The sequence below is a fragment of the Streptomyces sp. NPDC026062 genome, assembly GCF_055568375.1.
Map to the genome: position 1 here is coordinate 316,446 of NZ_JBVHOQ010000003.1, position 11,236 is coordinate 327,681.

The window sequence follows — 11,236 nt, forward strand, 5'->3', positions numbered from 1 at the left end:
CGTTCGGATCAGGCCGGCCCGACCGGCCCGGTCCGGCCGGTCAGGACTGCGCGCCCTGCTCGACGGCGTCCGCCACCTCGGCGACGCGTTCCTTCTCCTCCTCGGCGAACCGCCGCGCGTCCAGCTGTTCGGCGATCTCCTCGTCCTGGGCCATCAGCAGGTCCAGGTTGGAGTCGCCCATCTCGAAGACGCCCATGTCGACGTAGGCCTGCTGGAGTCGCTTGCCCCACAGGCCGATGTCCTTGACGCAGGGGACGATGCGGCTGAAGAGCAGCCGGCGGAACAGGTGCAGGAACTCGGACTGCTCGCTGTACTCCTCGGCCTCGGCCTTCGGGATGCCGAAGTTCTCCAGGACCTCGGTGCCGCGCAGCCGGTCCCGCATCAGGTAGCAGCCCTCGATGACGAACTCCTCGCGCTCGCGCAGTTCGGCGTCGGAGAGCTGCCGGTAATGGTCGCGCAGGGCCATGCGGCCGAAGGCGACGTGGCGGGCCTCGTCCTGCATGACGTAGGCGAGGATCTGCTGCGGCAGGGGCTTGTCGGTGGTGTCGCGGATCATGCCGAAGGCGGCGAGGGCCAGTCCCTCGATCAGGACCTGCATCCCGAGGTACGGCATGTCCCAGCGGGAGTCGCGAAGGGTGTCGCCGAGGAGCGCCTGGAGGTTGTCGTTGATCGGGTAGAGCATGCCGATCTTCTCGTGCAGGAAGCGCGCGTAGATCTCCGCGTGCCGGGCCTCGTCCATCGTCTGCGTGGCCGAGTAGAACTTGGCGTCGAGGTCGGGGACCGACTCGACGATGCGCGCCGCGCAGACCATCGCGCCCTGTTCGCCGTGCAGGAACTGGCTGAACTGCCAGGAGGCGTAGTGCATGCGCAGTTCGCCCTTGTCCCGGTCGGTCAGCTTCGCCCAGTACGGGGTTCCGTACAGCGTCATCGACTCGTCGGGGGTGCCCAGGGGGTCGTGCGGGTCGACCTCCAGCGCCCAGTCGATGCGCTTCTGGCCGTCCCACTGCTTGTCCTTGCCCTTCTGGTAGAGGGCGAGCAGCCGGTCGCGACCGTCGTCGTACTCCCAGCTGAAACGTGCCGCCCCGGAGGCCGGAACCTCCCAGTGGGGATCCCCCGCGCCCTTCGCGTACAGCTCATGAGTGGACATACATCGCAGGCTCACACGGGGTAGACGCGTCGTCAACAAGTCGCGCGCAGGGGATTGACGAGCTTGCTGACAAGCAGTCTCATAAGACGTGACCGCCGGTAACTCCTGTAGATCCCGTACGACGAGGTGGGAACAGTCATGACGACGGTGACGGAAGACGCACTTGATGGTCTCCGCGACGCGCTCGGTCGGCTCAAGGACCGGGAACAGGTGGCCGAGCGGCTGCTCGACTCTTCCGCCAAGCACTCCTTCGATCCGGACAAGGAGCTGGACTGGGAGGCGCCCTTCGAGGAGGGCAAGTGGTTCTGGCCCCCGGAGCTGGTGTCCCTGTACGACACCCCGCTGTGGCGGCGGATGAGCGAGGAGCAGCGGATCGCGCTCTCGCAGCACGAGGCCGCGGCCCTGGCGTCGCTGGGGATCTGGTTCGAGATCATCCTCATGCAGCTGCTGGTGCGGCACATCTACGACAAGGCGGCGACGAGCGCGCACGTGCGCTACGCGCTGACCGAGATCGAGGACGAGTGCCGGCACTCGAAGATGTTCGCCCGGCTGATCACCCGCGGCGGGACGCCGTACTACCCGGTCAGCCGCGCCCACCAGAACCTCGGGCGGCTCTTCAAGACCATCTCGACCACGCCCGGGTCCTTCACGGCCACGCTGCTCGGCGAGGAGATCCTCGACTGGATGCAGCGGCTGACCTTCCCCGACGAGCGGGTGCAGACCCTCGTCCGCGGCGTCACCCGCATCCACGTGGTGGAGGAGGCACGGCACGTGCGCTACGCGCGGGAGGAGCTGCGGCGCCAGATGGTGACCGCCCCGCGCTGGTCCCAGGAGTTCACCCGGCTCACCTCCGGTGAGTTCGCGCGCGTCTTCTCGGTCGCCTTCGTCAATCCCGAGGTCTACACGAACGTCGGACTCGACAAGCGCGAGGCGTTGGCCCAGGTCAAGGCCAGTGGCCACCGCCGCGAGGTGATGCAGACCGGCGCCAAGAGGCTCACGGACTTCCTCGACGACATCGGGGTGCTGCGGGGCGCCGGGCGCCGGCTGTGGAAGTCGTCCGGCCTGCTGGCCTGACCCCCGCCCTCCCGACGTACGGGCGTCCGCCCGGGCGGGGCCGGGCATCGCGCACGGGTGCCTCGGGCCGGGCGGTCCGGGAGGCGGGGTGGCCATGGGCCTTGATGCCGGCCCTCCCGCGCGGGGCGGTCGCGGGCTCGTGAGGGCTGTCCGTCGCTGTCCGGTTACGCTGCCGGACATGACCTCGCAGGCGCCCACCCCCGCATACCGTCGGCTCAGCGTCGAGGAACGGCGCAGCCAGCTCCTCGACGCGGCGCTGTCGCTGTTCGCCCAGCGAGCGCCCGAGGAGGTCTCGCTGGACGACGTGGCCGAGGCGGCCGGGGTGTCGCGGCCCTTGGTGTACCGGTACTTCCCGGGCGGCAAGCAGCAGCTGTACGAGGCCGCCCTGCGGTCCGCCGCGGAGGAGCTGGAGCAGTGCTTCGCGGAGCCGCCGCAGGGGCCGCTCACCCAGCGGCTCGGGCGGGCTCTCGACCGCTATCTCGCCTTCGTCGACGAGCACGACGCCGGGTTCAGTGCCCTGCTCCAGGGCGGCAGTGTCGTGGAGACGTCCCGGACCACGGCCATCGTGGACGGGGTGCGCCGGGCCGCCGCCCAGCACATCCTCGATCATCTGGCCGTCCGCGACCCCGGGCCGCGGCTGCGCATGACCGTGCGGATGTGGATCACCGCCGTGGAGGCCGCCTCGCTGATCTGGCTCGACGAGGACAAGGAGCCGCCGCTCGACGAGCTGCGGGACTGGCTCGTGGAGCAGTTCGTCGCGACGCTCGCGGCGGGTGCGGGCAGGGACGCGCAGACCGCGGCGGTGGTGAAGGCGGCCCTGGCCATGGAGACGGCGGACGGGGCGGTGGGCTCGCTGGCCCGCCGGGTGATCCCCGTACTCGGGGACGCCGCGCACCTGCTGTGACCCGCGTGCCGCCGCGGCCGGGACGATGGGCCGGTGCGACCGCGGCGTTTGTGACACTGGGGGCGTGAAGAGCCAAGACACCCCCTTCGTGGGCGGCCCCCTCGACGGACGGGTGCTGCCGATCCTGCTCGGGCCGACCGGACATCCGCCGAAGACCTACCGCGTCCCGGTGCCGGACAAGGACGGCGGCCCGCCCACCGTGCTCGTCTACCGCCGCGTGGAAGCGGGCCGCAGCAAGCGGCTCGGGCTCCACCAGGGGTGGAAGTACGAGTACGACCCCGAGGGGAAGCGGGGACGCGGGCTGGTCTGGCCGTGGTCCAAGAACAAGGGCGGGACCACGACCGGGGCCGAGGGCAGGAGCGGGGAGACGGCCGGCGGCGCCACGCCGGACCCCCATGCCGACGAGTGACCTTCTTGGGCCGAAGCGGCCAGTCTGCGCGCGATCGGGATGCGCTCGTCCCATCCTGCCGGTGCGAGGTGGAGGTACCACCCCGGCACCGGAGGTGATGACGTGTCAGGAAGGCTTCTGCGTCTGGTCTGTACGGCGGCGGTCGCGGCCGGGATGCTGCTCGCGCCCACGCCGGCGGCGGCCGTCCCGGAACCCGGCCCGGGCACGGGCGGCCAGGCGGGTAGCTCCGGACAGCGCTCCGTCGCCCAGCTGCTGACGGACCTTCAGCGGCTCTATCGGGACGCGGAACGCGCCACCGAGACGTACAACGCGACCGCGGACAAGCTGAAGAAGCAGCGCGCCGCGGTCACCCGGCTCGACGCCGACCTCGCGCAGGCCCGCCTGTCCCTGCACGACAGCCGCGGGGAAGCGGGGCGGCTGGCCCGCCAGCAGTACCAGGGCAGCGACGAGATCTCCTCGTACGTGCGGCTGCTGCTCGCCCGCGATCCGCAGCACGCCCTCGACCAGGGCCACGTACTCGAACAGCTGTCTCTGGAGCGCGCCGAGACGGTGAAGCGGGTGACGGGGAGCGAGAAGCGCACGGAGACGCTGGCGCTTGCGGCCCGCAAGGCGCTCGACACCCAACTCGGCCTCGCCGAACGGCAGAAGAAGGACCGGGACGATGTGACCGAGCGGCTCGACGCGGTGCAGGACCTGCTGGCCTCGCTGACCGCCGATCAGCTCGCCGAGCTCGACCGGTTCGAGAAGTCGGGCGTGGCCGAGGCACAGAAGAAGTTCCTGGCCTCGGGCTCGCTCAGCAGCGCGAAGCCGCCGTCGCGGGAGGGCGAGAAGGCGGTGCGGTACGCCGTGCGACAGATCGGGAAGCCGTACGTGTGGGGTGCCGAGGGCCCGAAGTCCTACGACTGCTCGGGGCTGACCTCGCAGGCGTGGGTCCACGCCGGGGATCCCATCCCCCGGACCAGCCAGGAGCAGTGGGCGCGGCTGCCGCGGATCCCGCTGAGCGAGCTGCGCCCCGGTGACCTGGTGATCTACTTCCCCGAGGCCACCCATGTCGCCCTGTACCTGGGCGACGGCATGGTGGTGCAGGCGCCGCGGCCGGGAACCAACGTGAAGGTGTCACCGATCGCGGCGAACCCGCTGCTCGGCGCGGTCCGCCCCGACCCCGCCGGGAAGCCCCTGCGGCACTACACCCCGCCGAAGCTCCCGGCACCGGCGGCGAAGGGCTCGGACACGGGCAACAACAGGACGTCGTAGCCCGCGGCCGACGATCAGGCGACCCCGGCGACCGACGCCAGGTACGCCTCGGTCCTCTCCGGCCCGGAGCGGTGCGCCCACGGCCCTGCAGGCCGTTCACCTGCAAGACGTCCCCGACAGGAGGCTCATAGCGGGCCGTGGGCCGTCACGCCCGTGTCGAGCCGTGTCGTACGCAGTTGCGATCGTCCTGTCGCCTGGCGGTCTTGCTCCTCCGCGTCTCAAGGGAGAGCTTGTTGAAGATCGGCAATGACCGTGTGTGCCAGTTCGGCCGTCCCGTCGGCAGCACCCGTGACGGCCCCCGCGGCTATCGGAGCCAGCACACCTTGGATACGCCCCAGCAAACGACGCAGGCGGCCTACGTCCGGCTCCGGCTCCGTCGCCTCCTCCAGAGCGGCCTCCGCATCCTGACGTACCGCAGCCTCTTCCTCGACACCGAGCCTGAGATTCTCCAGCGCCTCCAGGGCCGAATTCACCGCCACGGTGAGACGGTCACCGAGGCCGCCGTCAGCGGTCACATAGTGCAGCTGTGACACATCATGGTTGCCGATCGCGATCTGACTTCCATGTATGGGCCCGTGGAACTGAGGGCCACCGGTAGTCGTCATGACCCCGCTCCTGACGCGAGTCCGCCGTGGTCTCGCCGGCTCTCAGGTGCGTGTGAACCGTTCCCGACACGCGAATCAGCCGGTGAGGATCCAGGTTCCCGCAGTTTCCCTGCCAGTTGGGCACGGATCTGTGCAATGACCGCGTGAACGCGCGCCACGTCGACCGGGGTGCGATTCAGCTCGAGCTGAAGCTCCGCCACTGCCCTCCGGACGGCGTGCTGAGCACCGGTGTCCAATCCCAGTCGATCAAGTCCGGCCAGCAGGTCGTCGAGCGCGCGGAGCAGCTGCTCTTCCACAGAGCGATTCGGTGCCGATGAGGCGCTGATTTCGCCGGCCGTTGCCGTCGGCATGGACTTCCCTGCCGGCTCACCGGGCAAGGCACTGTTGCCTGACGGGGAATCCCCGTCAGGCTGACGGGGTTTCTGGGCCGCACTCGCCCGATATGACTCGGACAACCCCTCCATCATGGTCTGAGTCACTGTGCCATTGTTGATCGCCACCTGGCTGTTGGTGATCTCGCCGAGGAACAGCACCATCAAGGTGTCCGGCGTGTCGACGCTAACGCGCTGGACCGTTCCGGACGAGGCGCCCGGGTCGAGAGGAGACTCTCTCACGGGTTGCGAGGACCGCCGCGGCCCGACGGCCGGTGATGTCCGTGGCGATGACCCGTCGAACCGCGATCCTCGCGCCGGCGTCTCCAGCGACGGCACCTCCACCGACCCCGACCCCCGCGCCGGCGTCTGCGACGACGACACCTCCACCGCCCGCGACCCTCGCACCGGCGTCCGCGGCGACGGCTCCGCCCCCGACGGCGTCCGCGGCAACGGCTCCCCCCGCGTCGGCGTCCGCGCCGGCTCCGGAGGCTGCGACGTGCGCCGCTCCACCACGGGCGGCGAAATCTGCGGCTTTGGCTTTGGTTTGGGCTGCAAGCTGGCCATGGAACCCCCCATAGTCCTGGCGCCTCATGACAAGGTAGCGAACGAAGCCCGGCGGCCAGTGCCGTGTGAGGCTGGAGGGTCACAGGTCTCTTGTTCGTCTCGATTTTCGTCTCGGGCAACCTCATACAGAGCCGTCCAGAGCGTTCGCACGGCGCCGGCGTGCCACAAGCATCGACTTTCGAAATCAACCATTCCGACCGGCAGTCGGCTGCGCTGCCGCAGTGATTTAGCTGTCAATCAAGCAGATGGGGACAAAAGTGGACACGATGCCTGCCTCTGGCTAGGCTCGAATGACGAACGCCACGCCTGAAGAAGCACTGGGCACGCAAGGAAGTCGGCGTGGAAATACCGGAGTCAACCGGTTCACCAATGACATTCGGCGTCATCCAGCGCGACGCACGGCCGACCCCATTGCATGAATCAGCGGTCGGGTGCGGGCCTCGACGGCGGGCGCACGGAGCCATATGACGGCGCAGTCGAACATACGCGGTGCAACGCTGCGGCCTGCATCCTACGCAGTCCGGCACTCTCGACAAAGCTGTCTGAAATCGGTACGGGAGTCTGAAATGCGGAATTTCAGCAGCACCAGAAGAAAGACACTCGGCCCCGTCGCGGTCGTGGCCTCGCTGACGCTCGCCGCATCCTTGGCGACAATCAGCACAGCGCACGCCGCCGTGAAGGTCACTGTCACTGGAACCGTGAGCTGCGCCAAATTCCCTGATTCAGCACCGAAGACAGTGACGATAACCCCCAAGAAGGGGACCGCCGACTCGGACGAGCCGCCTGGCGAGGCCAAGGTCGAGAAGTACAGCGTCAGTCTCGGAGGCATTCCGAAGGGCGGCACGACCGGCACCGCCAAGGTTGTCTGCGTCGACGAGGACGGCGACACGAACACGTACAAGGTCGGCAACATCCCGATCAAGAAGCCCGCGAACGGCTCCCTGACCGTCAACCTCGCCTGACCTGATCAGGACTCGGAGGCCCCCGGACGTGGTGTCCAGGGGCCCTGAGTCTCGTACGTGACGGGTGACGCCGGCCGTCTCTGGGCCGTCCGAGGGTGACCGGCAGCGAACGGCCGGGCGCCGGTCAGACGGATGTCACGCCCCGGCGACCGACGCCAGGTACGCCTCCGCCTTCTCCGGCTCGAAGAAGAAGTTCTCGAAGTCGGCCGGGTTGTCGAAGCCGTTGGCGAAACGGTCCGCCACGGGCTGGAGCTGGCCGGCCGCGCCGATGAGGTTCAGGACGTGCTCCGGCGGCACGCCCAGCATCGCGTTGGTCCACTTCGTGACGTGCTGGGCGGTGTCCCAGTAGCGGTCGAAGGTGGCCTGCATCCACTCCTCGTGGAAGGGCTTGTCGCCCTGCTCGAGGATCGAAGCGAGGTACGCGGCCGCGCACTTGGAGGCCGAGTTGGAACCCTGGCCGGTGATCGGGTCGTTCGCCACGACCACGTCGGCGACGCCCAGCACCAGGCCGCCGCCGGGCAGCCGGCCGATCGGGTTGCGCACGGTCGGGGCGTAGCGCCCGGACAGCGTGCCGTTCGCGTCCGTCAGTTCGACCTTGGTGGCGCGCGCGTACTCCCAGGGCGTGAACCGCTCCATGAGTTCCAGGGTCAGGGAGAGGTGCTCGGCGGGGTCCTTGACGCCGTTGAAGACGTCGAGCGGGCCACCGGGGATGCCCTCCCAGAAGAGGATGTCGGCGCGGCCGGAGGTGGTCAGGGTCGGCATCACGAAGAGCTCGCCGACGCCCGGGACCAGGTTGCAGCGGACCGCGTCGAAGTCCGGGTGCTCGGGGCGCGGGCCCAGACCGTGGACGTAGGCGACGGCGAGGGCGCGCTGCGGCTCGCTGAACGGGGAGCGGGAGGCGTCGCGGCCGAACATCGACACCAGCTCGCCCTTGCCGGCCGAGACCAGCACCAGGTCGTAGGTGCGGGAGAAGTAGTCGAGGTCGGAGACCGCGGCGCCGTGGATGACCAGCTGGCCGCCGCGCTGGGCGAAGGTCTCCATCCAGCCGGCCATCTTGACCCGCTGGTCGACCGACTGGGCGTACCCGTCGAGCTTGCCCACCCAGTCGATCGCGCGCTGCGAGGGGCCCGGGTCGAAGGAGCCGGGGGCGGCGACCGAGACGCCGAGCCCTTCGATCTTCGGGGCCTGGGACTCCCAGAAGTTCAGCTGGAGATCGCGCTCGTGCTGCAGGGCCGTGTCGAACATGCACTGCGTCGACATGACACGGCCGGTACGGATCTCGTCCGCCGTCCGGTTCGACATCAGGGTGACCTCGTACCCGTGCGACTGGAGGCCGAGGGCGAGCTGGAGTCCGGACTGACCGGCTCCGACGACGAGTATCTTCCGCATGCGGCTTGTTTCTCCTAGGACCTAGGCGTCCCTATTCGGGGCTTACTTCGAGCGCGTGGCCGACCAGGGCCAGCAGGGTCTCCACGACCGAGATCCGGCGACGCGCGTCCATGATCATGACAGGTATGTGCGGAGGCACCGTGAGGGCCTCGCGCACGTCCTCGGGCTCGAACCGCTCGCTGCCGTCGAAGTGGTTGACGGCGACGACGTACGGCAGTCCGCAGCTCTCGAAGTAGTCCAGTGCGGGGAAGCAGTCCGACAGGCGGCGGGTGTCGGCGAGGACCACCGCGCCGATCGCGCCGCGCACCAGGTCGTCCCACATGAACCAGAACCGCTGCTGACCCGGCGTACCGAACAGGTAGAGCACCAGGTCGTCGTCGAGCGTGATGCGGCCGAAGTCCATGGCCACGGTGGTGGTCAGTTTGTCCGGCGTACCGGTGAGGTCGTCGGTTTCCTCACTGGCCTGTGTCATCAGCGCCTCCGTCTGGAGGGGCTGGATCTCGGAGACCGCGGTGACCAGCGTGGTCTTGCCCACGCCGAAGCCGCCCGCGACGACGATCTTGGTGGCTATCGGGGCGCGGGTGCGGTCCGTCTGCCAGGCCTGCAGATTCTCCTCTTCGTCGAGGAGAGGGGCGACGCCAGGGGCGGCGTCAGAGACGACGGAGTCCACTCAGCACCCTTTCCAGCAGAGCGCGGTCCGGCTGTCCCGGGCCGTGACCTGTTCCGTACACGCGGATCTTTCCCTGGTCCGCCAGGTCGCTCAGGAGGACCCGGACCACGCCGAGCGGCATCCTGAGGAGGGCGGCGATCTCGGCCACCGTCCGCATCCGGCGGCAGAGTTCGACGATGGCGCGCATCTCGGGCATCACCCGGTACGCGGGCCGGCCGTCGGTGAGTTCCTTGCGCTCCTCGGGAGCTTCCAGCGCCGCCACGAACGTCTCGACGAGCAGGACGTGCCCGAAGCGGGTCCGGCCGCCCGTGAGCGAATAGGGCCGTACGCGGGCGGGCTTGCGATCGCCGCCGCGCACCGGGAGCCGGGCCGCGGCGGACGTACTGCTCGACGTACTCATCGGGTACTCCCCATCGAGTCGGACTCAAGGGATTTTCGGAGTTCACTGCGCAGTTCGGGGGTCAGCACATGTCCGGCACGGCCGACGAAGAGCGCCATGTGGTACGCCACCACGCTCATGTCGCAGTCCGGCGAACCGTGCACCCCGAGCAGCGAACCGTCGCTGATCGACATGACGAAGACGCTGCCCTCGTCCATCGCGACCATCGTCTGCTTCACCCCGCCGGCGTCCATCAGCTTGGCGGCGCCGATGGTGAGGCTGCCGATGCCGGAGACGATGGTGGCGAGGTCCGCGGAGGATCCCTTGGGGCCGCTGGGGCGCTCCGTCTCCGCCGTCCGGGCCTCGGCGTTCCTGCCGGGGTCGGAGGAGAGCAGCAGCAGCCCGTCGGAGGAGACGACCGCGACCGACAGGAGTCCCGGCACCTCCTCGACGAGGTTCGTCAGCAGCCAGTGCAGATTGCGGGCCTCACTGCTCAGGCCGAAGGTACTGGACGCGGTCAACTGCTTGCCTCCTCGACGGTTCCCCCCGATGCTTCTGCGTCTCGCGCGTTGAGCGTCTGCGGCGCGTTGGTCTCCGTGGTGCGTTCGGCGATCTCCGCCTCCACGTCGCGACGGCCCTCGACGGCGCCCCGGTGGAAGCCGCCGAGCCTGCGCCGCAGTGCCTCGGCGTCCACACCGCCCGTGCGCGGGCGGGGGGCCGGGGCGGGCGCGGAGATCTTCGGTGTCCGCTTGGGCAGGCCCTTGTCGGTGATCGGCGGGGTCTCGTCCGGGACACGCTCGTGGGTGTCCGGGCCTATGGCGTACGGGTCGGTGGCCGCCTGGGCGGCTCCGTCCGCGTCCTGGGCGGCGCCGGCGGCGGGGCCGGAGAACCGGGGAGCCGTTCCCGTGGTGCGGGAGGTCTCCGCCCGGGGTGCGGACACCGGCTCGGGCTCCGGCTCGGGTGCCGCCGGGCCGGGCTGCGGCGCGGGGGCCGCGGTCCCGGGCGCTCCGGTCTCGGGCGTGGTCGGTCCGGACGTGGTCGGTTCCGGCGCCGCCGGTTCGGCCGGGGGGAACGGGAGCAGGAGCTCCATCGTGGTCTCGGGTGCCGACGTGTCCGCGAAGTCCGCCTCGGGCGCGATCCGGGGCTCGGCCTCGCGCCGGGGTCCGGGCACGCGGTGCGCCTCGGCGGCGGCCGGCGCCTCGGGCGCCTGCTCCGGCTCCGGCGTCCGCTCCGGCTCCGGAGCGACGGCGTCCTGCGGCCGCTCGGTGTCCTGCGGCCGGTCGGTGTCCTCGGGCCGGGGGTCGGTGTCGGCCTCGCGGACGGCCGCCTGGGCCGCGACGATCAGCGGGTCCTCGTCCCCGGCGGGGTCCGAGGCGGTGAGCGCCGCACGCCCGCGCAGGACGTTGGAGTTGGCCTCGGCGTCCGCTCCGGGGAGGGTCACCGAGGGCGCGCCCCCGACGTGCCGCGCGGTCGTGGGGACGGCCGCGGAGGGCGCGGCGGCGAGC

The 11,236-nt window shown here is 70.1% G+C and carries 12 protein-coding genes and 1 pseudogene; 5 read left to right on the forward strand and 8 right to left on the reverse strand.

Going from position 1 to position 11,236, the window contains the following annotated elements; translation table 11 throughout:
* Positions 1-40: 40 nt before the first annotated feature.
* Positions 41-1,147 carry a ferritin-like domain-containing protein gene (locus ACZ4LX_RS04595; protein ID WP_467721080.1) on the reverse strand — a complete coding sequence of 369 codons (1,107 nt, stop codon included), beginning with the start codon at positions 1,145-1,147 and terminating at the stop codon, positions 41-43.
* A gap of 138 nt (positions 1,148-1,285) precedes the next feature.
* Here ACZ4LX_RS04595 and ACZ4LX_RS04600 point away from each other — a divergent pair, with 138 nt between their 5' ends.
* From ACZ4LX_RS04600 to ACZ4LX_RS04615, 4 genes are all read left to right on the forward strand, one after another.
* Positions 1,286-2,221, forward strand: a complete 936-nt coding sequence (locus ACZ4LX_RS04600) for an AurF N-oxygenase family protein (protein WP_345650399.1) — start codon at positions 1,286-1,288, stop codon at positions 2,219-2,221.
* 178 nt (positions 2,222-2,399) lie between these two features.
* Entirely contained in the window at positions 2,400-3,125 is a 726-nt protein-coding gene (locus tag ACZ4LX_RS04605; RefSeq protein ID WP_095936619.1) for a TetR/AcrR family transcriptional regulator, read from the forward strand.
* A gap of 64 nt (positions 3,126-3,189) precedes the next feature.
* Complete coding sequence (locus tag ACZ4LX_RS04610) at positions 3,190-3,534, forward strand: hypothetical protein (protein ID WP_467711732.1); 345 nt, start codon at positions 3,190-3,192, stop codon at positions 3,532-3,534.
* Positions 3,535-3,636: 102 nt separating this feature from the next.
* Positions 3,637-4,788: a C40 family peptidase gene (locus ACZ4LX_RS04615; protein WP_467721084.1), complete on the forward strand. Its 1,152-nt coding sequence runs from the start codon at positions 3,637-3,639 to the stop codon at positions 4,786-4,788.
* Positions 4,789-5,006: 218 nt separating this feature from the next.
* On the opposite strand, the gene ACZ4LX_RS04620 is transcribed toward ACZ4LX_RS04615, so the two are convergent.
* Together ACZ4LX_RS04620 and ACZ4LX_RS04625 are read right to left on the reverse strand one after the other, a co-directional pair.
* Positions 5,007-5,393, reverse strand: coding sequence for a hypothetical protein (locus ACZ4LX_RS04620; RefSeq protein ID WP_467721085.1), 387 nt, complete (start codon positions 5,391-5,393; stop codon positions 5,007-5,009).
* Positions 5,390-5,929: a hypothetical protein gene (locus ACZ4LX_RS04625; RefSeq protein WP_467711737.1), complete on the reverse strand. Its 540-nt coding sequence runs from the start codon at positions 5,927-5,929 to the stop codon at positions 5,390-5,392. The genes ACZ4LX_RS04620 and ACZ4LX_RS04625 overlap by 4 nt, the downstream gene beginning before the upstream one ends.
* Positions 5,930-6,897: 968 nt before the next feature.
* Here ACZ4LX_RS04625 and ACZ4LX_RS04630 point away from each other — a divergent pair.
* A complete protein-coding gene (locus ACZ4LX_RS04630) occupies positions 6,898-7,293 on the forward strand; it encodes a hypothetical protein (RefSeq protein ID WP_467711738.1) in 396 nt (131 codons plus the stop codon).
* Between the two features lie 135 nt (positions 7,294-7,428).
* On the opposite strand, the gene ACZ4LX_RS04635 is transcribed toward ACZ4LX_RS04630, so the two are convergent.
* From ACZ4LX_RS04635 to ACZ4LX_RS04655, 5 genes and pseudogenes are all read right to left on the reverse strand, one after another.
* Positions 7,429-8,682: a styrene monooxygenase/indole monooxygenase family protein gene (locus ACZ4LX_RS04635; protein WP_467711740.1), complete on the reverse strand. Its 1,254-nt coding sequence runs from the start codon at positions 8,680-8,682 to the stop codon at positions 7,429-7,431.
* A 31-nt stretch (positions 8,683-8,713) separates the two neighbouring features.
* The gene (locus ACZ4LX_RS04640; RefSeq protein ID WP_095936613.1) at positions 8,714-9,352 is read right to left on the reverse strand and encodes a GTP-binding protein; all 639 of its coding nucleotides are present in this window, start codon (positions 9,350-9,352) and stop codon (positions 8,714-8,716) included.
* The gene (locus tag ACZ4LX_RS04645) at positions 9,333-9,752 is read right to left on the reverse strand and encodes a DUF742 domain-containing protein (protein WP_028802135.1); all 420 of its coding nucleotides are present in this window, start codon (positions 9,750-9,752) and stop codon (positions 9,333-9,335) included. Before ACZ4LX_RS04645 ends, ACZ4LX_RS04640 begins: the two co-directional genes overlap by 20 nt.
* Positions 9,749-10,252, reverse strand: a complete 504-nt coding sequence (locus tag ACZ4LX_RS04650) for a roadblock/LC7 domain-containing protein (protein ID WP_095936611.1) — start codon at positions 10,250-10,252, stop codon at positions 9,749-9,751. The genes ACZ4LX_RS04645 and ACZ4LX_RS04650 overlap by 4 nt, the downstream gene beginning before the upstream one ends.
* Positions 10,249-11,236, reverse strand: a pseudogene (locus ACZ4LX_RS04655) (histidine kinase); the annotation flags it as partial. The pseudogene ACZ4LX_RS04655 and the gene ACZ4LX_RS04650, both read right to left, overlap by 4 nt.

Bases quoted from the DNA above. Each gene is read 5' to 3' on its own strand.
- ACZ4LX_RS04625 (WP_467711737.1), bottom strand. From the start codon at position 5,929: ATGGTGCTGTTCCTCGGCGAGATCACCAACAGCCAGGTGGCGATCAAC.
- ACZ4LX_RS04595 (WP_467721080.1), bottom strand. From the start codon at position 1,147: ATGTCCACTCATGAGCTGTACGCGAAGGGCGCGGGGGATCCCCACTGG.
- ACZ4LX_RS04645 (WP_028802135.1), bottom strand. From the start codon at position 9,752: ATGAGTACGTCGAGCAGTACGTCCGCCGCGGCCCGGCTCCCGGTGCGC.
- ACZ4LX_RS04600 (WP_345650399.1), top strand. From the start codon at position 1,286: ATGACGACGGTGACGGAAGACGCACTTGATGGTCTCCGCGACGCGCTC.
- ACZ4LX_RS04620 (WP_467721085.1), bottom strand. From the start codon at position 5,393: ATGACGACTACCGGTGGCCCTCAGTTCCACGGGCCCATACATGGAAGT.
- ACZ4LX_RS04635 (WP_467711740.1), bottom strand. From the start codon at position 8,682: ATGCGGAAGATACTCGTCGTCGGAGCCGGTCAGTCCGGACTCCAGCTC.
- ACZ4LX_RS04605 (WP_095936619.1), top strand. From the start codon at position 2,400: ATGACCTCGCAGGCGCCCACCCCCGCATACCGTCGGCTCAGCGTCGAG.
- ACZ4LX_RS04630 (WP_467711738.1), top strand. From the start codon at position 6,898: ATGCGGAATTTCAGCAGCACCAGAAGAAAGACACTCGGCCCCGTCGCG.